Consider the following 19,936-nt stretch of genomic DNA (forward strand, 5'->3'; position numbering starts at 1 on the left):
GCGGGGGAGGGGGCGTGACTGGGCGCGGAGCTTGAGGCTCGCCCCCTCCACCACCCTTCGGGCGGTCCCCCTCCCCCGCTACGCAGGGGAGGAAAAGACCCCTAAGTTAGGCCATGGCCTATATCGATCCGCAACTCGACCTGACCGAAGCCGCCGAGGAAGAACTGGAGCGCGCCTGCGCGCTCAGTCGGCGCGATATGGCCGCCTGCACGCCCTGGGGCGACACCTATGAGGGCTACACGCCGGCCGGTCGGGACGTGTGCTTCGAGCGCAATTATTTGTGGGTCGGCGATGCAGGCGGAGACATCTGCGTCGAGGTCGTGGTCTATTTCCCCGAAGCCTACGAGCAAGGCGTGCGCGTGACACGCAACGTGGGCCCGGAGGAATGAATGAAGCTCGCGTCGCTGAAGTGCGGACGTGACGGCCGACTGGTCGTCGTCTCGCAGGACCTGGCCTGGTGCACGGACGCGAGCGCCATCGCCCCAACATTGCAGACCGCGCTCGACAACTGGGACGACGCCGAGCCGAAGCTGCGCGCGCTCGCCGAGAGCGTCGAGGTCGCGGGGGTGCCGCTGGAGCGCTTCCACGAGCATGAGGCGGCGAGCCCCTTGCCCCGCGCCTATCAGTGGGCCGACGGCTCAGCCTATGTGAACCACGTCGCCCTGGTGCGGAAGGCGCGCTCCGCCGACATGCCTGACAGCTTCTGGACCGACCCCTTGATGTACCAGGGCGGTTCGGACGGCTTCCTGGGACCGCGCGATCCGATCCCGTTGGTCGACGAGGCCTGGGGCTGCGACATGGAAGGCGAGATTGCGGTGATCACCGGCGACGTGCCGATGGGCGCCAGCCGCGAAGCGGGGCTGGCGGCGATCCGCCTGGTGCTGCTGGCCAACGACGTGTCGCTGCGCAACCTGATCCCGGGCGAGATCGGCAAGAGCTTCGGGTTCTTCCAGTCCAAGCCGGCCTCGGCCTTCTCGCCGGTGGCGGTGACACCGGACGACCTGGGCGCGGCCTGGAGGGACGGCAAGCTGCACGGGGCGCTGGAGGTCGAGCTGAACGGCCACCCGTTGGGCGCCGCAGATGCCGGGGTCGACATGACCTTCGACTTCGGGACGCTGATCGCCCACGCGGCCAAGACCCGCGCCCTGGCGGCCGGGACGATCATCGGCTCGGGCACGGTGTCAAATCGCGGTCCCGACGGAAGTCCAGGAAAAACCATCGCCGAGGGCGGGGTCGGCTATTCCTGCCTCGCGGAGTTGCGGACGGTGGAAACGCTGGCCCAAGGCGCGCCAAAGACGCCGTTCATGAAGGCCGGCGACCTGGTCCGCATTGAGATGCGCGACGCAAAGCGGCATTCAATCTTCGGGGCCATCGAGCAGCGGGTTGCAGCGACATGACCGGACCGTCCAGGCCTTTGGAGGACGACGCCGCGGCGGGCGACCTTAAGCTGGACGCCTATCTGCCATACCGGCTGTCGGTCGCCTCGAACGCGGTCAGCAGCCTGATCGCGCGGGCCTATGAGGACCGCTTCGGCCTGACTATCCCCCAGTGGCGGCTGCTCTGCGTGCTGGCCGAGGACGGCGGCAGGACCCAACGGGCGATCGTCGCCCGAACCGGCATGGACAAGGTGACGGTCAGCCGCGCGGCTCGCGGGCTGGCGGCGCGGCGGCTGATCAATCGCAGCGAGAACCGCGCCGATGGCCGGTCGCATGTCGTGGCGCTGAGTGCGGAGGGCGCGCGTCTGCACGGTGAGATTGCGCCGCTGGCCCTGGCCTACGAGGCGGCGTTGATCGCCGGCCTGGCTCCGGCCGAGGTGGCGCAGCTCAAGCGGCTGCTGGCGCGGCTGCAGGCGGCGGCCGACACCCTCTCAGGCCACGGCCGACCGACCTAGCGATCGTCTTAGTGAGCGGTGGCGAGCTTCAGGCCCCAGCGGTGCGAGCCTTCGCCGAACCGCAGATGGAAGCCGTACATCGCGCGCCGCGCCTCGTCGCGCCAGGCTTCCTCGAACGAGATGATCATGGCGTTCTCGAGATCCTCGGGGATGTTCTTCACATCCACCCCGATCTCGCGCGCGACGCTGACGATCACGTCGCTCCGGTGCGCTTCCCCGCCGAAGTACAGCAGGGTCTCTCTGATGCGTTCGACGAGATTCTCCCGCGTCGGCCGCTGGGCGCCCTTGCGGCGCGATTGTTTCTGAGCCTGGTCCATTCTAGCCCCCCACCCAATGCTGACACGCTAGAGGCGAGCGGTTTATCGGAAGGTTAATCGGCGTGCTTAATATCGCCTTCAGGTTGAGGTGCGCGTTAGCCTGCCCCCAGCGCCACCGCCGTGTGGTAGACGATGAACGAGGCGGCGTAGGCCAAGGTCACCATGTAGACGAACATCACCGTCGGCCAGACCCAGCTGTTGGTCTCGCGCTTCACCACCCCCAGCGTCGGCGCGCATTGCGGGGCGAAGATGTACCAGGCCAGGAACGACAGGCCGGTGGCCAGCGACCAGTGGTCGGCCAGGGTGGCGGCCAGGGTTCCGATGTTCTCCTCGGCGTCGCCGACCGCATACACGGTGCCCAGCGCGGCCACCGCCACTTCGCGCGCGGCCATGCCGGGGACCAGGGCGATCGACATCTGCCAGTTGAACCCGATCGGGGCGAGCAGCGGCTGGATCACGTGGCCGATCATGCCGGCGAAGCTGTAGTCGATGGCCGGCCCGGTGGCGCCTTCCGGCGGGTAGGGGAAGGTCGACAGCACCCAGATCAGCACCATCAGCGGCAGGATGATCCGGCCGGCGCGGCTGATGAACATCTGGGCGCGCAGGGCGAGGTTGCGCAGCACGCTCATCGGGTCGGGCATCTTGTAGGTCGGCAGCTCCATCAGGAACGGCTCGACGGTGCTGCGCCAGAAGACGCGGCGGGTGATGAACGAGACCGCCAGCGCGCTGAGGATGCCGGCGGCGTAGAGACCGAACATCACCAGGCCCTGCAGACTGAACAGGCCCCAGACCTTGGTGTTGGGAATGAAGGCCCCGATGATCAGGGTGTAGACCGGGATCCGCGCCGAGCAGGTCATCAGCGGCGCGACCAGGATGGTGGTGATGCGGTCCTGCTTGGAGTCGATCACCCGCGTCGACATGATCCCGGGGATCGCGCAGGCGAAGGACGACAGCAACGGGATGAATGCGCGGCCGTGCAAGCCCGCCCCGCCCATGATCCGGTCCATCAGGAAGGCCGCCCGGGCCATGTACCCGAAGTCTTCCAAGAGGATGATGAAGAAGAACAGGATCAGGATCTGCGGCAGGAAGACCAGCACGCTGCCGACCCCGGCGATCAGGCCGTCGGCCACGAGGCTGTGCAGCAGCGGGTTCTGGATATAGGCGCCGACGAACTGGCCGATCGCGGCGAAGACCGCCTCGATGCCGTCCATGGCCGGCGTCGCCCAGGTGAACACCGCCTGGAACATCAGGAACAGCAGTCCAAGCAGGATCGCCAGGCCGGCCAGCGGGTGCAGCAGCACGGCGTCGATGCGGCCGGTCCAGGTGTCCGGGTGCTCGGGCGGGCGCACATAGGTGCGCACCAGGCGCTGGGCCTCGGAGTGGGCCTGGCGGATTTCGGCGGCGTTGGGCTCGCGCCAGGTGTTCTCGCCGGCCAGGCGGCCGGCGTCGACGAGGGCGTCGACTTCCTTCAGCAAGTCCTCGATCCCGCGCTTGCGGGTGGCGACGGTGGTGACGATCGGAGCGCCGATCTCGCGCGACAGGCCCTCGATGTCGATCCGCAGGCCCTGGCGCTGGGCGATGTCGTACATGTTGAGCGCCAGCACCATCGGGCGCCCGACCTGCTTGAGCTCCATGGCCAGGCGCAGGACCAGCCGCAGGTTGGTGGCGTCGGCGACGCAGACCACGATCTCCGGCGGGACTTCGCCTTCGAGGCGGCCCAGCACGGCGTCGCGGGTGACGGCCTCGTCGGGGCTGCGCGCGCGCAGCGAATAGGTGCCGGGCAGGTCCAGCACGAACAGGTGACGGCCGGCCGGCGAGACGACCTGGCCTTCCTTCCGCTCGACGGTGACGCCGGCGTAGTTGGCGACCTTCTGGCGCGAGCCGGTGAGGGCGTTGAACAGCGCGGTCTTGCCGGAGTTGGGATTGCCGACCAGGGCGACGCGGGCCGGGGACAGGGCCTGGTTCATGACGACGGGCGATCGAGCAGGAAGAACACCTCGGCGGCGTCGCGCCGACGCAGGGCCACGCGCATGTCGTCGAGCCGCACGGCGATCGGGTCGCGGCTGATCGCGCCCTCGTGGATCACTTCCAGATGGGCGCCCTCGACGAAGCCGAACTCGAGCAGCCGACGCTGAAGCTCCTCGGCCGCCACCCCGTGCTGGGTCGCAGTTCCTTCGGCGCGAACCTCTACGATAACGCCCCTATCTCCAATCGAAGCGTCGCTCAGGCGCACCACGGCGCCTTCCGTCGAGCTGTCCGCAGCCTGGGGCCGCGGCGAGAGATGGTTCATTCCAGGGCCCTTACGCGCACTTCTTGCGAACGATTATCATTTGATGACGGTCGCGTCGAGGGCGTTGGCTCTGATTTTCAGGGCTGGGCTCCAGCCAGCCGCCGGCCTGGGTGAAAGGCCGGCGGCTGCCCGACAAGGATGTCTCGGATCATCACAGGTCAGGTTCTCTGGTCGGTCCAAGGGTGGGTGTGGCTTGGACTGCGCCACCTCCGAAGGCCCTGATCGGCCGACGCATCGACCGGTGCGATCTATCGAGTGTTTCGGCAGATCGGCGAGCGCCCTCAACGGCGACAATTCATTCTGTCTTGTGGCGGACGGGAGTCCATTAAGGGGGGACTTAACCGGCGGCAGGTTTGAGCAGGTGGTGTTCTTGCAAATCTTGCCTTCTGGTAGAGAATTACTTTGGCGGCGTGACCCTGTGTTAGCAAATCGTAAACCGGGGCGACCCACCCTTCACCTCATGCCCGTTACGCGCGATAGCGGCCCGCCCGCGCTTGTCGTCTCCGGCCTGGCCAAGCGCCACGCCGGCGGTCGCGGTGTGAGCGACATTTCGTTCAGCGTCGATCGAGGTTCGATCACCGGCTTCATCGGGGTGAACGGCGCCGGAAAGAGCACGACGCTGAACGCCATCGTCGGCCTGCTGGCCCCGGACGCCGGCAGGGTCGAGCTGTTCGGCGCCGCCGCCGATTTCGCCGCCCGCCAGCGCATCGGCTTTCTGCCGGAGGAGCGCGGCCTCGCCCCGCGCGAGCGGATCACCGAGGTCGTGGCCTTCTATGCGCAGCTCAAAGGCTTGGGCAGGCGCCAGGCCAAGCTCCGCGCCGAGCAGTTGCTGACCCGCATCGGCCTGGCCGAGCACATGCGCAGCCGAGTCGGCGAGCTCTCCAAGGGCAACGCCCAGCGCGTCCAGTTCCTCTGCGCCATCGCGCACGAGCCTGAGTTGCTGATCCTCGACGAGCCGTTCACCGGCCTCGATCCCCTGGCCCAGGCCGAGATGCAGTCCCTTCTGCTGGAGTACCGCGCCGGCGGCGGGGCGGTGCTGTTCTCGACCCATTCGATGTCGGTGGCCGAGCGGCTCTGCGACCGGGTCGTTATGCTCTCGCAGGGGCGGACGGTGTTCGAGGGCGCGGTGGAGGCCGCCGCGGCCCACGCGCCGCACGGCGCGCACGTCACGCTGACCGATGGCGAGGCGCTGCAGAAAGTGGTGGCCGGCCTGGGCGGCGAGGCGCACGCCTTCCCGACCAAGCTGGGCGAGGCGCAACGCTGGCGCGTGCTGCTGCCGCCGAACGTTCCCTATGTGCTGCTGATGCGCGCGCTGGCCGAGCATCAGCTGACGGTCCACGGAGCCGAGCCGATCGAGCCGAGCCTCGAAGGCGCGCTCTGGGCGCTGACCCAGCAGCAGGCGGCGGCCTGATGCGCCGGATCTGGCTGATCGCCTGGCGCGAGATCACCGCCTACGCCGGCGCCTTGAGCTTCTGGCTGGCGCTGGTCGCCGGTCCGGTGCTGATCCTCATCGCCGCCCTGCTGACCGGACCGATGATGGCCGCCAAGCCGGCGGCCGTGCAGACGATCTCGATCGCCGCAGAAGACGACGTGCTGGCGCGCGCGGCGCGCGAAAGCCTGGCGGAGGCCGCGCGGCTGCAGGGACGGGCGGTGCGGATCGTCGCCGAGCGGGCGGCCCAGACCCGGATACTCATCGCCTCCGGTCCTGACGGACTGGTGGTGTCGAGCCAGGGCCAGCCGATCTCGCAGGTGGAATGGGCGCTGCTGAGCCGCGACCTCGCCGGCGGCGAACGCCAAGCCGTCACCTTGCGCCAGGCCCCGCCGCGGAACGCCGCCGCGGGCCAGGCGGTGGCGAGCGCGGGCCGGTTCGCAGTGGTGGTCCTGCTGTGGATGAACCTAGTCGGCGCGCTGGGCATGCTGCTGCAGGCCATCGTCCGGGAGCGGGCCAATCGGGCGCTGGAGATCCTGCTGACCTCGGCGCGGCCGCTTGAGATCGTGCTGGGCAAGCTGATCGGGGTGGCGGTGCTGTCCTGCATCGTCGTCGCGGGCTGGCTGTCGGTCGGGGCGGGCGTCGCGGCGGTCGGGCTCGTGACGGGGCAGGCGGGCGTCGGCGCGCTGCTGGCGGGCCTGCTGATCAACCCGGCCCAGCTGGCGCTGGCCGGCGCAGTCTATGTGCTGGCCTTCCTGATGTATGGCGCCGCGATCCTCGGCCTCAGCGCGTTGTCCAAGGACATGCCCGCCGCCCAGAACGCCTCGCGCCCGGTGTTCGGCCTGCTGCTGATCGCCTTCTTCGCGGCGATGAGCATGATGACCGACGCGGCCAGGTTCGGCTGGCTGCTGTGGGCGCCGCCGCTGACGCCGTTCGTGCTGCTGATGCAGGATCCGGCCACGCTGGGCCCCTGGAAAGTCGCCGGGGCGTTGCTGCTGATGGCCGCATCCAGCCTCGCAGTTTTCGCGCTGGCGGCGCGTGGGGTCTCGGCGCGTCCAAGCTGGCGGGCGGCGAAGGCCGTAGCCTCTTAGATCCAGATTCCAAGCTGAACCGTGCAACGGTTACAGCTCAGCTGTGTTGTGTTATCGTGTTAACCGAACACTTGGCGCAGCATGAGCAATCTCTCGCGACTATTGCTGATCGTACTGCTGGCCATGATCTGGGTCTGGGGCTACTTTTTTGCGTCTGTCGAACAGCAGGACAACTTGTCCCGCTCGGCTCAGCAGGCCGTTCATCAGCTGCCCGGACAGGTCGCCTCGGGCGCCCAGCAGATGGGAATATTGATGAGACAGCTGATCGAATAGCGGCGACGCTTGAAACTTGCCTGCGTCGAGGGGCGTTGCTCCTTGGTCAGCCTAGAGGAGGGCGACGATGAAGAAGAGCCTGATCCGCGTCGCCCCCTTCCTGATCGCAGGACCGATCAGCGGGCCGTTCATGGCCGGCGTCTACTACAACTGGCGCGAAGGGCGGCGGGTGCTTGCGGGCCTTTATGCGATCGCGGCGCTCGAGGCGGTGTTCCTCGCTCCCATCTACCTGGCAAAGTTGACCGGCTCGCTCGTCTGAGCTCCAAGAACACTGGTTTGTTAAGTCTCTCGGCCTACGATGCTCGTCGCATCGGGGGCTTAGGGCATGGACTGGTCTCGCGCGCGCGCACTGAGCCGCCAGTCGCTGGATGCGAACTGGATGCTGCTGCTGCTGGTCGGCCTGCATGTTGTGGCGGCCGCGATCCTGGGGCGGCTGTACGGTTTCGCGATCGGCCTCGACATCAGCTGGCAACTGCGGATCTTCGCCTCGACCTACGTGCTGGTTGTCGGCGTGGCGGCGCTGAAGCGCCTTGCGGCGCGCCCGGAGCGTCCGCTGCAGGACCTGCGGGCGGGCGCGGGGGGCTTGGTCGAGCGGTTCCTGATGACGGCTCCGGCTGTGGTCGCCGTCAGCTTGTTCGCGGCCAGCTTCAGTGTTCTGAAGTCGGCGATCCCGGCCATGGCCGGCTACCGATGGGACCAGACATTCGCGAACTGGGATGTCGCAATCCACGGCGTCGACGCGTGGAGGATCATTCAGCCGCTGGTCGGCTACCCGCCCGTCACCTCGGCCCTGAACCTCGTCTATCACTTCTGGTTCGTGCTGTTGTACGCCGCTCTGGCTATCGCCTGCGCGCTCGATCCAGCCTCCCGCCTGCGCAAGCAGTTCCTGATCGCCTTCGTGCTCAGCTGGGCCCTGGTCGGAAATCTGGCGGCCACGCTGCTCGCTTCGGTCGGCCCTTGCTTCATGCTGCCGATGCTCGGCGACCCCCGCTACGAAGGCCTGATGGCCTACCTGCGTGGCGCGGCGCAGGCCTTCCCGGTGCCGGCGCTTGAGGTGCAGTCCGGACTCCTCCATCAGGCGCAGACATGGAGCGGAGGGCTCGGCGCCGGGATCTCGGCCATGCCGAGCATGCATGTGTCGATGTCGGTGCTGATCGCCCTGCTGGCCTATCGCACGTCGCGCTGGCTTGGGCTGGCGGGGGCCGTGTTCGTGCTGACGATCCTGATCGGCTCAGTGCATCTGGGCTACCACTATGCGGTCGATGGCTATGTCGCCATCGCCATGACGCTGCCGATCTGGGCGCTCAGCGGCCGGCTGGCGGCGTTGAACGCTCCGCACTGGCTACTATTCACCAGGCCAGCGCCCGCGTTCGATCGTTGAATGCGCGCGAGACGCGCCCGGTTGCTGCGTAGTTGAAAATGAGGCGCAGCAGAAACTACGCGTGCCAGGGAAATTCTAAGCAAAATCCGCAATCTTTCCGGCCGGGATTGGCGGAGTATCGTGTGACATCTTTGTCGCAGAAGAATTCGGCTCGACCCAAAAATGCGCGCAAAGGCCGCGATGGGGCGGAACTACCAGCCCTGTTGTTGGGTGGGGCAGATGACGAGGGGCCTAGTCTATGGGTCTTAATGCCCCTTAACGAACCAATTTTATCAACAGGTGATCGTCAGATTTTGGTGTTATCTGAAAATATAACGTCGAGCGATTTTGACGATTTCACTTCGAGAACGAAATGTAATGCAGAGTTAATGCATCGTTAACGGGCATATATTCGGAATGTATTCTCGACAACGGATTTATATTCATGCACTCAATTGTAGCCGTTTACCAAAATGAATGGATTGGTGACTGAATCTAATTGCCCATTGGACTTGCCGTGTTTGGAAGAAAACATGGTTAATCTTTTAATATCATATTTACAAACTTTTAATGCCGAGCTTAGCTTTGCCTCAAGGTGTCGGGGCGAAGGCGCTCGGCCCCTTTCCAAGCCGCCAATGCGGCGAGGGTCGCTCAACAATTGGGAAGGGTAATCAATGACCAAGTTCACTCAGTTTCTCAAAGACGAGTCCGGCGCTTCGGCCGCCGAATACGCGCTTATCCTGGCCGTTGTCGGTCTGGGCATTCTTCTGGCCGCGCAAAACCTGGGCACCGCAATTTCGGGCGCCATGAATGCCGCGACTTCGACGCTTGATACTGCCGCTGCCGCTACGCCGTAAGTGATGTGCCTGGCGCGGCGACGTGGCGTCGCGCCAGGACTTTCCGATCGAACGACTTCGATAACGGAACGACGTCCTTAGAGAAGGTCGTCAGTATTGGGGCTGGCTATGAATATCAGGACCATCGCCACAGTCGCGTTCGCACTTTTATTCGGATTGGCTGCCGTCATCTTGACGCAGGTGTGGCTGGGCCGGCAGCGAACTGCCGACCGTCAGACCGCCGCCATCGAGGGCACGGTCCCCGTAGTGGTCGCCGCGCAACCCATCGCACGCGGGATGGCGCTTGAGCCCGCCCTGCTGAAGGTGGTCCGCTTCCCACAAGTTTCTGTCCCCGCCGGCTCGCTGACGACCATCGAGCAAGCCACTGCGGGCGGCCAGCGCCTGGCGCTGCGCGCAATCGCCGCCAACGAACCAATCATGGTCGGCAAGATCACCATGCCGGGCGGCAAGGTGAACCTGTCCGCCGCCATGACGCCGGGCATGCGGGCGATTACCTTCCGGTCCAACGATGTCGCCGGCGTCGCCGGCTTCGTGCTTCCGGGCGACCGGGTGGACATGCTGCTGACCCGTGACGCGGCGGCCGGGAACAACGACAGCACGCTGGTCTCGCAGGTGGTCGTCGATAACCTGAAGGTCCTCGCGGTCGACCAGGTGGACGACGACGCTGAGGGCAAGCCAGTGGTGGCCAAGGCCATCACCCTCGAAGCCACGCCCGAGCAGGCTCAGACCATCGCCCTGGCCCAGGCCGTGGGGACGGTCTCGCTGGCGCTGCGCCAGGTGGGCGACGACGAGCCGATCGCCAAGCGGATCATGACGGTCGCCGATCTCGGCGGCTATCGGGCCCCCGCCAAGGCGGCCGCGGTCGGTATCCGGCCGGCTCCGCGCCGCACCCAACCCTCCGGTCCGCAGGTCGCCGTGACCCGCGGAGTGGTTGTCACGTCCTACACGCTGCTGCGCTGATCAGTTCCCTTGTTCGCCCGTGAAACGGCGGCGCTCCAGAGGATCCGGGGGAAGCAAATGCTCGAATTGAACACCACAAGGAACGTCCGCTTGGCGACCGCCGCCTTGGCCTTTGGCCTGGCGCTGTCCGCCGGGCCGGCGGCCGCACAGGAGCGACGCCCCGAGGTGGTCGTCTCGACCGGCAAGTCCGAGGTGCTGGAAGCGCCCGGTTCTTACCGGGACCTGATGATCGCCAATCCCGAGATTGCCGACGTCCTGCCGCTCTCGTCCCACTCCGTCTACGTGGTGGGCAAGAAGATGGGGTCCACGGTGCTCAGCATCTACGGCCCCGGCAAGACGCTGATCTCGTCGGTCAACATCGTGGTTTCCGCCGACGTGAACGGCATGAAGAGCCGGCTCTACGAGCTGATGCCCAACGAGAGCAATGTGGGGGTCAGCGCCGCCAGCGAGTCCATCGTGCTCTCCGGCAGCGTCAGCAGCGCGCCGCGCGCCCAGCAGATCGTCGCGCTCGCCGAGAGCTATGCTCCCGGCAAGGTCGTCAACATGATGAGCGTGCAGGGCGTGCAGCAGGTGATGCTGTCGGTCCGCTTCGTCGAGATGGAGCGCTCGGTCGCCAAGCAGCTGAAGGCCAACACCTCCTCGCCATCGACCGGCGGTCCGGGGCGACCGATCCCGCTGCTCCCGAACGAGCCCTACATCAGCACCGGCGAGACGCTGACCAGCCCAGCGGTGCTCGCGGGCTTCGGCATCTTCCAGACCCTGATCCGCTCCGGCGACGTCAACCTGGACATCCTGTTCGACGCCCTGGAGACCAAGGGCCTGGTCAAGACCTTGGCCGAGCCGACCCTGGTCGCGATGTCGGGCGACACCGCCAGCTTCCTGGCCGGCGGCGAGTTCCCGATCCCGGTCTCACAGAACGACAACAACGGCGTCTCGACCATCACGGTGGAGTTCAAGCAGTTCGGGATCTCGCTGGCCTTCACGCCCACCGTCCTGGACGACGGGGTGATCAACCTGCTGGTGGCCCCCGAGGTCTCGAGTATCGATCCGACCGTGTCGGTGGTGACCAGCGGCCTGACCATTCCGGGCATCAAGGTTCGGCGCGCCAAGACGACGGTGGAGCTGCGCGACGGGGAGTCGTTCACGATCGCCGGCCTGCTGAGGGACGAGTACCGCAACGACATCCGCCAGTACCCCTGGATCGGCGACCTGCCGGTGATCGGCACGCTGTTCCGCTCGACGGGCTACCAGAAGAACGAGACCGAGCTGGTGCTGGTGGTGACGCCGCACCTGGCCACCCCGATCCGCGGTCGGGCGGCGACCCCGGCCGACCGGTTCGTCCCACCGTCCGACTTCGAACTGTTCGTGTTCGGCGCCCAGCGCGCCATGGCGACCGCTCGTACGCCGGAAGAACGCGCCCTGATGGCGGTCGACCCCGCCAAGGGCGGCCTTGAAGGGGAGTACGGCCATGTTCTCTACTAAGACGCTCGCCATCGTCGGCGCGGCGCTGGCGCTCAGCGGCTGCGTTCAGGCCCCCGGCCATATGCAGCCGGACTTCAGCTACGCCGTGCGCCAGAACATCGCTGTCCAGATCGCCGATCCGGAGGCGCGATACGCCCGCGTCGTCAATCCGGCCAGCAGCGGCGCCCGGGCGACCCTCGCCCAGGAACGCTACGTCTACGGCCAGGTCGTCCAGCCGTCCGCCGAAGGCACCGGCGCGATCAACATGTCGGGGGCGTCGCCAGGTGCTGGCGCGCCTCCTCCAAGCGGACCCAACTGAGGTGTAGGATGTCCATTCGCGGCTCATTCTGGGGGGACGACAAAGGGGCGACCGCTCCGATCTTCGCCTTGGGGCTGATGGCGCTGGTCGCCACCGGCGGCGTGGCGTGGGATCTGAGCCGAGGTTATGCGCTGCGCGGTGAACTGGACGCCGCCGCCGATGCGGCCGCCCTGGCCGGCGCCACCCAGCTCGACGGCAAGACGGGCGCACAGTCGCGGGCGATCGCCGCCGTTCAGGGCGGATTGATCCAAAACTCGCAGCGGCTGGCAAACACCGGCCAGTCGAACGTCACCGCCAGCGGCGGGGCGACGATCTCGTTTCTCACCAGCCTCTCGCCGCGGACAGCGGCGACCGGCGACGCAGACTCCAACTTTGTCCAGGTGGACGTCTCGCCGCGCCAGTTGGGCTTCGTCTATGGCGCGCTATCTGGCGTGACCGGGGCGCAGGTGGTCGCGCACGCGGTGGCCGGCTTCGGCACCGGCATCTGCAAGATCCCGCCGCTGATGATCTGCAATCCCAACGAAAGCAGCAGCCTTGCCTTCGACGGCGACGGCTATATCGGCAAGGCCTTCATCCTGACGCCGCCGCCCGGCGGCAACGGAGCCTGGGGCCCCGGCAACTTCGGCTTCCTGCGGGTCGGCAACGGGGCCACCGCCATCAAGGACGCCATGGGCCGCAATCCGCCGCTGGCCGAGTGCTTCGGGGAGGTGGCCGAGACCGAGCCTGGCAACATTCAAGCCGCCGACGACTGGTTCAACACCCGCTTTGACATCTATCGCGGCTCGGCCGGCGGCAACAAGGACGACCCGGCCTTCGCCCCGGCGCTGAACACCATCGTCGGGTCCCAGACCAACGGCAACAACCAGTCGTGCACGCCGAGCACCAGCGTGCCGCCCGACAGCTGCGCCGACAGCACCGCGGTCGCCGGCGGCTATGGACTTCCGCGCGATTGCGACCAGGGCTCAGCCACCGTCGGCAGCGGCGTCTGGAACGCGGCCAAGTACTTCAACACCAACCACAACGGCATCAATCCGGCGAGCTATGCGCCGCCGGCGCCCAGCAACCCGGAGTTCGCGGGGAGCGGCTGGGGCGCCTATGGGCCGACCGGCGTCAGCACACCGACCCGCTTCCAGGTCTACAACTGGGAACTGGCCATGCTGAACGCGGCGGGCGGCAATGGGCGGCCGAGCACGCCGATGCATGCGAGCGCCTTCAGCCAAGGGCAGGCCGGAAACTCCGGCTCGCGCGACTTCGCCCGGCCGACCTGCAACACCACCAACGCCAGTCCGCCGGCGCCGGACCGCCGGACGATCTCGGCGGTGGTGGTCAATTGCCGCGCCGACAACATCCACGGCCGGTCGACGGTGCACATCATCTCCTACATCGATCTCTTCCTGATCGCCCCCGCCGCCAGCGCGGCCATCTATGGTGAGATCATCGGGGCCACGACCAACGTCTCCGCAGTCGGCAAAGAGACGCGCAAGTTCTCGGTGCGGCTCTATGAATAGGGCTCTTCGCCAGATGAGGATGTTGTCGAACGACCGGCGCGGATCGGCGGCGGTTGAGTTCGCCTTCATCCTGCCGCTGATGAGCGTGCTGCTGTTCGCCTTCTTCGAGGCCGGCCGGGCGTTCTACACCTACAACATCGCAGCCGGCGCCGCGCGCGACGCCGCGCGCTTCGCTGCGCGCCTGCCGATGACCTGTGCGGGCTTCGTCAACGCCGGCGACGAGGCGCGGGTGAAGACTCTGGCCGCTACGGGCGACGCCTCGGTGGGCACGGCTGCGCTGATCAGCGGGCTCAGCTCGACGAACATCGCCATCAGCTACGGCTGCGTCGGCAATTCGGGAGCGACCTATTCGGGCGTCTACGAGGATGCGGCCACCATTCCCACCGTGACCGTCACGGTGAACGCTCCCTACCAGACCGCACTGCAGTCCCTGCTGCCGAGCCTGACGATCAACGGCCTGACCGTTGCGCACTCCGAAACCTGGACGGAATAGCCATGAAGATCCGCAAGTTCTTCAAGGACGAGAGAGCCTCGACCGCCGCCGAGTTCGGCCTCGTCTCGATGGTCTTCATCGGGATGATGCTGGGCGTCATCGACATGGCTCGCCTGGCCTACGAGGTCAATTCGGCCAAGGCGGCCGCGCGGCGCGGCGCGCGGGTCGCGGTCGTCACTTCTCCGGCCGTTCAACAGCTGGCGGATTTTGACGCGGTTGGAACTCTTGGCCTGTCCGGCGGCCAGCCGGTGCCGATCGGCGCGGTGCCCGACTACACCTGCACCTCTAGTTCCTGCAACAACGGCGGAACCTTGGTCGCGGCTAATTTCACCACGGTCGTGAACGCGATGCGCAGCTACTACGGCCGCGTTCAGCCGGCCAATGTGCAGATCGTCTACGGCCACCGGGGCCTCGGCACGGCCGGGTTCATCGGCTCGGACATTGAGCCGCTGATCACCGTGCGGCTGGTCAACCTGACCTTCCAGCCGATCTCCCTGCAGATCTTCGGCGTGGCCCCGATCCCCATTCCCTCCGTCGCAACCACGCTGACGGCTGAGAGCCTTGGAGCGACCAGTGCAGCCATTTAGGTCCTTCATCAACGTGCGCGACATGACCCAGCCCGAGCCTGCGGCCGCCCCCGCGATCGCCCTTGCCTACGACCTGAAGGCGCTGGCGCGGCCAGATCTGCTGCGCCAGTTGCAGGAGCAGTTCCAGGAAGTGCGCTTCCGGCCGCTCCACGAGACCTGGTTCGCCGAAGCCCTGAAGCAGGTCGACCTGGTCATCGCGGCGCTGGATGCGACCAGCCCGGCCGAGGTCGACCGGTTCTGCGTCAACATCCGGGAGTCGGGACGGCCCGGCTCGATCATCGTCGTCCTCGCAAACGCCGGGATCGAGGTGACGCGCCAGCTGATGCGCGAGGGCGTCGGCGACGTGCTGGTGGCGCCGACGACCGACGCCGCCGTGGCGATCTCGTTGGAGCGGGTCATGGGCGCGCTCGCCCAGTCGCAGGGCGGCGGCTCGGGCCAGGTGATCTCGCTGCTCAAGAGCGGCGGCGGGGTCGGCGCGACGGCGCTGGGCGTGCAACTGGCGGCGCAGCTGGCCCAGTCCGGCGTCAAGGTCTGCGTGGTCGATCTCGACGTCCAGTTCGGCGCGGCGGCGATGTACCTGGACCTGCGCAACACGGTGACCATGGGCGAGGTGCTGTCGTCCGACGCCAATCCTGCGGACATCCGCTTCGCCCAGAACCTGGCCGCGCACTCGAGCGGGGCGCGGGTGCTGGCCGCCCCGCGCGAGTTCATGCCGCTGGAGGCGATATCCTCGCAGCTGATCGACGACCTGCTCAGCGCGCTGCGCCGCGATTTCGAGATCGTGCTGCTGGATCTGCCCAGCGCCTGGACGGCCTGGACGAGCCGGGCGCTCCGGCTGTCGGATCGCATCCTGCTGGTCAGCCAGCTCTCGGTCGCCCACGCCCATCAGACCCGGCGCCAGATCAGCCTGCTGCAGGCGCAGGGCCTGGAAGACATTCCGCTGACCCTGATCTGCAACCGCTTCGGGGCCGAGACCCTGGCCGGGGTCAATCGCCGGTCGGTCGAGACGGCCATCGGCCGCGGCTTCGACGTGCTGCTGCCTGAGGACGGCAAGCTGATGGGCGAGGCGATCAACCAGGGCGTAGCGCTGGGAAGCCTTCGCCGCGGCACCAAGCTCGGCAAGGCCCTGGAACAGCTCGCGGCCCAGGTGGCGCCCGTCCGACAACAGGCCAAGGCTGGGGGACGCTGATCATGGCATTCTGGAACGAAGACAAGCTGCCGGCGAACGACCGCGGTCCCGCGCGGCAAGCGGCCGACGACTCCCTGGCGCTCCGGGTCCGCCTGCACCAGCGCCTGCTGGAGGTGCTCAACCTGTCGGCCATGGAGCAGACCTCGCGCGAGAGCTTGCGGATGGAGATCCGCAAGACCGTCGTGGGCTTCATCGCCGAAGAGAAGCGCCTGCTCAGCCCGGCCCAGCTCGACCAGCTGGTCGATGAGCTGCTCGACGAACTGCTGGGCCTTGGCCCGTTGGAGCCGCTACTCAAGGACGAGACGATCACCGACATCCTGATCAACACCCACGAGACGGTCTATATTGAGCGGCGCGGCCGGCTGGAGCGCGCCGAGGTGCGCTTCGAGGACACGCGCCACCTGCTGCGGATCCTCAACAAGATCGTCGCCGCGGTCGGCCGGCGGGTCGACGAATCCCAGCCCATGGTCGATGCGCGCCTGGCCGACGGCTCGCGGGTCAACGCGATCATCCCGCCGCTGGCGGTGGACGGCCCGCTGATCTCGATCCGCAAGTTCTCGAAGATCCCGATCGATACGAGCAAGCTCGTCGAGTACGGCAGCATCACCGCCGAGATGGTGCTGGTGCTGAAGGCGGTCGTCGCGGCGCGGCGCAACGTGTTGATCTCCGGCGGCACCGGCTCGGGCAAGACCACGCTGCTCAACGCCCTGTCGTCGTACATCGACCCCTACGAGCGGATCGTCACCATCGAGGACTCCGCCGAACTGCAGCTGCAGCAGCCGCACGTCGGTCGCCTCGAAACCCGGCCCGCCAACATCGAGGGGAAGGGCGAGATCAGCCAGCGCGAGCTGGTGAAGAACTCGCTGCGTATGCGCCCCGACCGGATCATCGTCGGCGAAGTCCGTTCCGGCGAAGCCTTCGACATGCTGCAGGCCATGAACACCGGCCACGACGGCTCGATGACCACGGTCCACGCCAATACGCCGCGCGACGCGCTCTCACGCATCGAGCAGATGATCGGCATGGCCGGCCTGGACATCCCGGCCCGTTCGATCCGCGGCCAGATCGCCTCGGCCATACATGTGGTCATCCAGGCCGAGCGCAGCGAGGACGGCCGCCGGCGGGTGGTCTCGATCTCCGAGATCGTCGGGATGGAGGAGGACGTGATCTCCATGCAGGAGATCTTCCGCTTCCGCCGTCGCGGACGCGGTCCGAACGGCGAGGTGCTTGGCGACTTCGAATCTACCGGGGTGCGCCCGCGCTTCATCGAACTCCTGGCGTCGCGCGGTCTTGAGCTGCCGCTCGAGATCTTCGCGCCGGGCCGCAGGTCAGCCTGAGCCATGAACCAGTTCATCCTGCCCATCGCTCTGGTCCTGGCCTTCCTGGCGGCGGCGACGCTGTTGCAGGGCGTGGCCAGCGCCGTGCTGAGCTCGCGCGAGCGGACCCAGCGGATCAATCGGCGCCTGACCATGCTGGAGTCCGGTATGGACCAGAAGGAGGTCTATGAGTCACTGGTCCGCCGGCCTGCGACCTCGACCTTCCAGTCGCCGCTGCTGATCCAGATCGTCGAGGCGGTGTCGCGGCGTTTGCAGCAGGCCAACATTCAGACCGCTCCGCTGACGCTCGCGGGCTACGGGCTCGGCGCCGCGCTGGCGATCGGGTTGCTGGCCATCCTCGTGCGTCGCTCGATGGGCGTCACGGTCGGGTTCGACGACGCGGTGCTCAGCTTCATCGGCGCCATCGGCCTGTGCGCCATGGGCCTCTCGGTTTGGGTCAATTTCCGCTACGCCAAGCGCCTGAAGCTCATCGAGACGCAGCTGCCGCTGGCGCTGGACATCATCATCCGCGGCCTGCGCGCCGGCCACCCTGTGATCACCGCCGTGCAGCTGGTGGTCGAAGAGATGGGGGACCCGATCGGCACAGAGTTTGGCCTGATCGTCGATGAGACCACCTACGGCTTCGAATTCCGCGAAGCGCTCGCCAACTTCGCTCGCCGCACGGGATCTGAGGACGCGCACTTCTTCGCCGTCAGCATGGCCATCCAGTCGAGCACGGGCGGCAATCTCGCAGAGATCCTCGGCAACCTGGCCTCCGTGGTTCGCAGCCGCGCGTCGCTGGCCAAGCGCATCCGGTCGCTGGGCAGTGAGGGTCGGATGTCGGCGGTTCTGCTGAGTATCCTGCCGGTGTTCCTGGTCTCGTTTATGTTCGTGACCCAGCCGCAGTTCTATACGGAGAAATTTTCGGATCCGATGTTCTTCCCAATCGTGGGAGGAGTGCTCGTTCTTTACCTGATCGGGCAGTACATCATGCACCGAATTGTGAACTTCAAGTACTAGGGCGTGACAGGAGACCGGTTGCGGCGCCGGTTACGCTCTAAATATTGAAACCGAGCCCGTTTATCCCGTCAGACGACTCCGTCTCAATGGGACAGGCTCAAGGGGGGTGGTGATGCCTGGCGTCGTCGAAGTGGCTGTACTTGGCCTAATCTTTATCGTCGTCGTGCTCGGCGTGCTGGCCCTGATCCAGCGCGGCGAGGCCTATTTCCGCGTCCATCGCCGCCTGCAGAACGATGCGGACGCTCCTGGGCCCAGCGGCAGGACCTCTCAAGTCATCAAGCGGCAGACGGTCGGCAACCCCATTCTCAACTGGGTGCAATCGGCGACGTCGCTGAAGGACAGCGCCGACCGCGACCGCATCGCCAAGCTGCTGTTCCAGGCCGGCTTCGAACATCCGGCAGCGCCGGTCTGGTTCGTGATCGCCCGCTTCGCCCTCGCCATCGGCCTGCCGATGCTGTTCCTGCTCAGCCAGTCGTCGGCCCCCAAGCCGCTGACCTCCACGACTCTGGCCGCCCTGACCCTGGCCGCCTGCGCCGCCGGTTTCCTGGCCCCGCGCGCCTTCATCGACAACCGCGCGGACTCGCGCCGCAAGCAGCTGGAGCGCGAGTTCCCGGATGCTCTGGACCTGATGGTGGTCTGCGTCGAGGCGGGGCTCGGCCTGGAGGCCGCCTTTGTCCGCGTCTCTGACGAGGTGCACGAATCCCACCCGCGCGTGTCCAACGAACTGGCCCTGATCTCGCAGGAGATGCGCGCCGGTCGGACGCGCGCTGAAGCGCTGAGGGGCTTCGCCACCCGCACCGACGTGCCTTCAGTACGCTCGTTCGCCGCCCTGCTGATCCAGACCGACAAGCTGGGCACCAGCATCGGCCAGACGCTTCGGACCTACTCGCAGGAGATGCGCGAGGACCGCTTCATGAAGGCGGAAGAGAAAGCCATGCGCATTCCGGTGCTCATGACCATTCCCCTGGTGGCTTGCATCCTGCCGGTGATCATCACCTCGCTGCTGCTGCCGGGCATCATCGACATGATCCGCGTCGGCCTGCCGGCCTTGCGTGGACCGGGGTGACCACAATGCGCAAGATCCTCCTGCTGATCCCACTGCTGATGCCGCTGGCCGGATGCGCCACCGTCGGCGGCCACCTGGCCAAATTGCTTCATATCGAGCGGCCGGCTCCGCTTGAGGTGCGGCCGGTGCTGGCCAAGGCCTCGGAGGTCGCCGCGCCGTCGCCCGTCGATCGCCTCTATCGTCAGGCGCGCCTGAAGGTCGAGCAGCGGGCCTATGCCGACGCCCTGGACCTGCTGCAGTTGGCGCGCGCCAAGGCGCCCGACGACGTGCGCGTGCTCAATGCGATGGGCGTGGTCTACGACAAGATCGGGCGCCTCGACCTCAGCACCCGCTACTACCAGATGGCCTTGGCCAGCGACCCCGGCTCTCGGGTGGTGCTGGCCAACATGCGCTACTCGACCGCGCTCTCCGAGCAATTGGCGGTGGTGCGGACCGGCCGCATCCTGCCGGTCGCGCCGCAGGCCGCCGCGCCCGCCGCCCTGGCCGCGGCCCCTCCGCCCCTGCAGGCG

23 protein-coding genes are annotated in these 19,936 nt (G+C 67.0%); 20 read left to right on the forward strand and 3 right to left on the reverse strand.

Going from position 1 to position 19,936, the window contains the following annotated elements; translation table 11 throughout:
* Nucleotides 1–113: 113 nt before the first annotated feature.
* The 3 genes from AC1DQJ_RS14385 to AC1DQJ_RS14395 are packed head-to-tail and all read left to right on the forward strand — an operon-like array spanning nucleotide 114 to nucleotide 1,891.
* The gene (locus AC1DQJ_RS14385) at nucleotides 114–389 is read left to right on the forward strand and encodes a hypothetical protein (RefSeq protein ID WP_477604425.1); all 276 of its coding nucleotides are present in this window, start codon (nucleotides 114–116) and stop codon (nucleotides 387–389) included.
* Complete coding sequence (locus AC1DQJ_RS14390; protein WP_477604427.1) at nucleotides 390–1,397, forward strand: fumarylacetoacetate hydrolase family protein; 1,008 nt, start codon at nucleotides 390–392, stop codon at nucleotides 1,395–1,397.
* Complete coding sequence (locus tag AC1DQJ_RS14395) at nucleotides 1,394–1,891, forward strand: MarR family winged helix-turn-helix transcriptional regulator (protein WP_477604429.1); 498 nt, start codon at nucleotides 1,394–1,396, stop codon at nucleotides 1,889–1,891. Before AC1DQJ_RS14390 ends, AC1DQJ_RS14395 begins: the two co-directional genes overlap by 4 nt.
* A gap of 8 nt (nucleotides 1,892–1,899) precedes the next feature.
* Here the strand turns inward: AC1DQJ_RS14395 and AC1DQJ_RS14400 are convergent, their stop codons facing one another.
* From AC1DQJ_RS14400 to AC1DQJ_RS14410, 3 genes are all read right to left on the reverse strand, one after another.
* On the reverse strand, nucleotides 1,900–2,208 hold the full coding sequence (locus AC1DQJ_RS14400) for a hypothetical protein (RefSeq protein WP_477604431.1): 309 nt from the start codon (nucleotides 2,206–2,208) through the stop codon (nucleotides 1,900–1,902).
* Between the two features lie 95 nt (nucleotides 2,209–2,303).
* Nucleotides 2,304–4,175, reverse strand: coding sequence for a ferrous iron transporter B (feoB, locus tag AC1DQJ_RS14405; RefSeq protein WP_477604433.1), 1,872 nt, complete (start codon nucleotides 4,173–4,175; stop codon nucleotides 2,304–2,306).
* Nucleotides 4,172–4,498 (reverse strand): FeoA family protein, encoded by a 327-nt coding sequence (locus AC1DQJ_RS14410; protein ID WP_477604435.1) that lies wholly within the window; start codon nucleotides 4,496–4,498, stop codon nucleotides 4,172–4,174. The genes feoB and AC1DQJ_RS14410 overlap by 4 nt, the downstream gene beginning before the upstream one ends.
* Nucleotides 4,499–5,036: 538 nt before the next feature.
* On the opposite strand from AC1DQJ_RS14410, the gene AC1DQJ_RS14415 reads away from it, so the two are divergent.
* From AC1DQJ_RS14415 to AC1DQJ_RS14495, 17 genes are all read left to right on the forward strand, one after another.
* Nucleotides 5,037–5,909: an ABC transporter ATP-binding protein gene (locus AC1DQJ_RS14415; protein ID WP_477604437.1), complete on the forward strand. Its 873-nt coding sequence runs from the start codon at nucleotides 5,037–5,039 to the stop codon at nucleotides 5,907–5,909.
* Nucleotides 5,909–7,018: an ABC transporter permease gene (locus AC1DQJ_RS14420; RefSeq protein ID WP_477604439.1), complete on the forward strand. Its 1,110-nt coding sequence runs from the start codon at nucleotides 5,909–5,911 to the stop codon at nucleotides 7,016–7,018. The genes AC1DQJ_RS14415 and AC1DQJ_RS14420 overlap by 1 nt, the downstream gene beginning before the upstream one ends.
* A gap of 81 nt (nucleotides 7,019–7,099) precedes the next feature.
* A complete protein-coding gene (locus AC1DQJ_RS14425; protein WP_477604441.1) occupies nucleotides 7,100–7,291 on the forward strand; it encodes a hypothetical protein in 192 nt (63 codons plus the stop codon).
* Between the two features lie 67 nt (nucleotides 7,292–7,358).
* Nucleotides 7,359–7,550, forward strand: a complete 192-nt coding sequence (locus AC1DQJ_RS14430) for a hypothetical protein (RefSeq protein ID WP_477604443.1) — start codon at nucleotides 7,359–7,361, stop codon at nucleotides 7,548–7,550.
* A 66-nt stretch (nucleotides 7,551–7,616) separates the two neighbouring features.
* Entirely contained in the window at nucleotides 7,617–8,672 is a 1,056-nt protein-coding gene (locus AC1DQJ_RS14435) for a phosphatase PAP2 family protein (RefSeq protein WP_477604445.1), read from the forward strand.
* Nucleotides 8,673–9,325: 653 nt separating this feature from the next.
* Nucleotides 9,326–9,508 (forward strand): Flp family type IVb pilin, encoded by a 183-nt coding sequence (locus AC1DQJ_RS14440; protein ID WP_477604447.1) that lies wholly within the window; start codon nucleotides 9,326–9,328, stop codon nucleotides 9,506–9,508.
* Between the two features lie 108 nt (nucleotides 9,509–9,616).
* On the forward strand, nucleotides 9,617–10,468 hold the full coding sequence (cpaB, locus tag AC1DQJ_RS14445) for a Flp pilus assembly protein CpaB (protein ID WP_477604449.1): 852 nt from the start codon (nucleotides 9,617–9,619) through the stop codon (nucleotides 10,466–10,468).
* A gap of 57 nt (nucleotides 10,469–10,525) precedes the next feature.
* Nucleotides 10,526–11,950 (forward strand): type II and III secretion system protein family protein, encoded by a 1,425-nt coding sequence (locus AC1DQJ_RS14450; protein ID WP_477604451.1) that lies wholly within the window; start codon nucleotides 10,526–10,528, stop codon nucleotides 11,948–11,950.
* Nucleotides 11,937–12,248 (forward strand): hypothetical protein, encoded by a 312-nt coding sequence (locus AC1DQJ_RS14455; RefSeq protein ID WP_477604453.1) that lies wholly within the window; start codon nucleotides 11,937–11,939, stop codon nucleotides 12,246–12,248. Before AC1DQJ_RS14450 ends, AC1DQJ_RS14455 begins: the two co-directional genes overlap by 14 nt.
* 8 nt (nucleotides 12,249–12,256) lie before the next feature.
* The gene (locus tag AC1DQJ_RS14460) at nucleotides 12,257–13,756 is read left to right on the forward strand and encodes a pilus assembly protein TadG-related protein (protein WP_477604455.1); all 1,500 of its coding nucleotides are present in this window, start codon (nucleotides 12,257–12,259) and stop codon (nucleotides 13,754–13,756) included.
* Between the two features lie 13 nt (nucleotides 13,757–13,769).
* The gene (locus AC1DQJ_RS14465) at nucleotides 13,770–14,249 is read left to right on the forward strand and encodes a TadE family protein (protein ID WP_477604457.1); all 480 of its coding nucleotides are present in this window, start codon (nucleotides 13,770–13,772) and stop codon (nucleotides 14,247–14,249) included.
* Nucleotides 14,250–14,251: 2 nt separating this feature from the next.
* Nucleotides 14,252–14,836 (forward strand): TadE/TadG family type IV pilus assembly protein, encoded by a 585-nt coding sequence (locus AC1DQJ_RS14470; protein ID WP_477604459.1) that lies wholly within the window; start codon nucleotides 14,252–14,254, stop codon nucleotides 14,834–14,836.
* Nucleotides 14,823–16,025: a CpaE/TadZ family protein gene (locus AC1DQJ_RS14475; RefSeq protein WP_477604461.1), complete on the forward strand. Its 1,203-nt coding sequence runs from the start codon at nucleotides 14,823–14,825 to the stop codon at nucleotides 16,023–16,025. The genes AC1DQJ_RS14470 and AC1DQJ_RS14475 overlap by 14 nt, the downstream gene beginning before the upstream one ends.
* Before the next feature lie 2 nt (nucleotides 16,026–16,027).
* Nucleotides 16,028–17,362, forward strand: a complete 1,335-nt coding sequence (locus AC1DQJ_RS14480) for a CpaF family protein (protein WP_477604463.1) — start codon at nucleotides 16,028–16,030, stop codon at nucleotides 17,360–17,362.
* 3 nt (nucleotides 17,363–17,365) lie between these two features.
* A complete protein-coding gene (locus AC1DQJ_RS14485) occupies nucleotides 17,366–18,361 on the forward strand; it encodes a type II secretion system F family protein (RefSeq protein WP_477604465.1) in 996 nt (331 codons plus the stop codon).
* Nucleotides 18,362–18,473: 112 nt separating this feature from the next.
* Nucleotides 18,474–19,427 carry a type II secretion system F family protein gene (locus AC1DQJ_RS14490; protein ID WP_477604467.1) on the forward strand — a complete coding sequence of 318 codons (954 nt, stop codon included), beginning with the start codon at nucleotides 18,474–18,476 and terminating at the stop codon, nucleotides 19,425–19,427.
* A gap of 5 nt (nucleotides 19,428–19,432) precedes the next feature.
* Nucleotides 19,433–19,936 (forward strand): hypothetical protein (locus AC1DQJ_RS14495; RefSeq protein ID WP_477604469.1); only part of this gene is annotated, 504 nt, incomplete at its 3' end.

The organism is Phenylobacterium sp. P4_E10, from assembly GCF_056401675.1.

What these genes read in the sequence shown, in the direction of transcription:
- AC1DQJ_RS14390 (WP_477604427.1), top strand. Translation starts at nt 390, where the DNA reads ATGAAGCTCGCGTCGCTGAAGTGCGGACGTGACGGCCGACTGGTCGTC.
- AC1DQJ_RS14460 (WP_477604455.1), top strand. Translation starts at nt 12,257, where the DNA reads ATGTCCATTCGCGGCTCATTCTGGGGGGACGACAAAGGGGCGACCGCT.
- AC1DQJ_RS14450 (WP_477604451.1), top strand. Translation starts at nt 10,526, where the DNA reads ATGCTCGAATTGAACACCACAAGGAACGTCCGCTTGGCGACCGCCGCC.
- AC1DQJ_RS14490 (WP_477604467.1), top strand. Translation starts at nt 18,474, where the DNA reads ATGCCTGGCGTCGTCGAAGTGGCTGTACTTGGCCTAATCTTTATCGTC.
- feoB (WP_477604433.1), bottom strand. Translation starts at nt 4,175, where the DNA reads ATGAACCAGGCCCTGTCCCCGGCCCGCGTCGCCCTGGTCGGCAATCCC.
- AC1DQJ_RS14465 (WP_477604457.1), top strand. Translation starts at nt 13,770, where the DNA reads ATGAGGATGTTGTCGAACGACCGGCGCGGATCGGCGGCGGTTGAGTTC.
- AC1DQJ_RS14435 (WP_477604445.1), top strand. Translation starts at nt 7,617, where the DNA reads ATGGACTGGTCTCGCGCGCGCGCACTGAGCCGCCAGTCGCTGGATGCG.
- AC1DQJ_RS14410 (WP_477604435.1), bottom strand. Translation starts at nt 4,498, where the DNA reads ATGAACCATCTCTCGCCGCGGCCCCAGGCTGCGGACAGCTCGACGGAA.
- cpaB (WP_477604449.1), top strand. Translation starts at nt 9,617, where the DNA reads ATGAATATCAGGACCATCGCCACAGTCGCGTTCGCACTTTTATTCGGA.
- AC1DQJ_RS14480 (WP_477604463.1), top strand. Translation starts at nt 16,028, where the DNA reads ATGGCATTCTGGAACGAAGACAAGCTGCCGGCGAACGACCGCGGTCCC.
- AC1DQJ_RS14430 (WP_477604443.1), top strand. Translation starts at nt 7,359, where the DNA reads ATGAAGAAGAGCCTGATCCGCGTCGCCCCCTTCCTGATCGCAGGACCG.
- AC1DQJ_RS14420 (WP_477604439.1), top strand. Translation starts at nt 5,909, where the DNA reads ATGCGCCGGATCTGGCTGATCGCCTGGCGCGAGATCACCGCCTACGCC.
- AC1DQJ_RS14455 (WP_477604453.1), top strand. Translation starts at nt 11,937, where the DNA reads ATGTTCTCTACTAAGACGCTCGCCATCGTCGGCGCGGCGCTGGCGCTC.
- AC1DQJ_RS14425 (WP_477604441.1), top strand. Translation starts at nt 7,100, where the DNA reads ATGAGCAATCTCTCGCGACTATTGCTGATCGTACTGCTGGCCATGATC.
- AC1DQJ_RS14485 (WP_477604465.1), top strand. Translation starts at nt 17,366, where the DNA reads ATGAACCAGTTCATCCTGCCCATCGCTCTGGTCCTGGCCTTCCTGGCG.
- AC1DQJ_RS14440 (WP_477604447.1), top strand. Translation starts at nt 9,326, where the DNA reads ATGACCAAGTTCACTCAGTTTCTCAAAGACGAGTCCGGCGCTTCGGCC.
- AC1DQJ_RS14385 (WP_477604425.1), top strand. Translation starts at nt 114, where the DNA reads ATGGCCTATATCGATCCGCAACTCGACCTGACCGAAGCCGCCGAGGAA.
- AC1DQJ_RS14395 (WP_477604429.1), top strand. Translation starts at nt 1,394, where the DNA reads ATGACCGGACCGTCCAGGCCTTTGGAGGACGACGCCGCGGCGGGCGAC.
- AC1DQJ_RS14470 (WP_477604459.1), top strand. Translation starts at nt 14,252, where the DNA reads ATGAAGATCCGCAAGTTCTTCAAGGACGAGAGAGCCTCGACCGCCGCC.
- AC1DQJ_RS14400 (WP_477604431.1), bottom strand. Translation starts at nt 2,208, where the DNA reads ATGGACCAGGCTCAGAAACAATCGCGCCGCAAGGGCGCCCAGCGGCCG.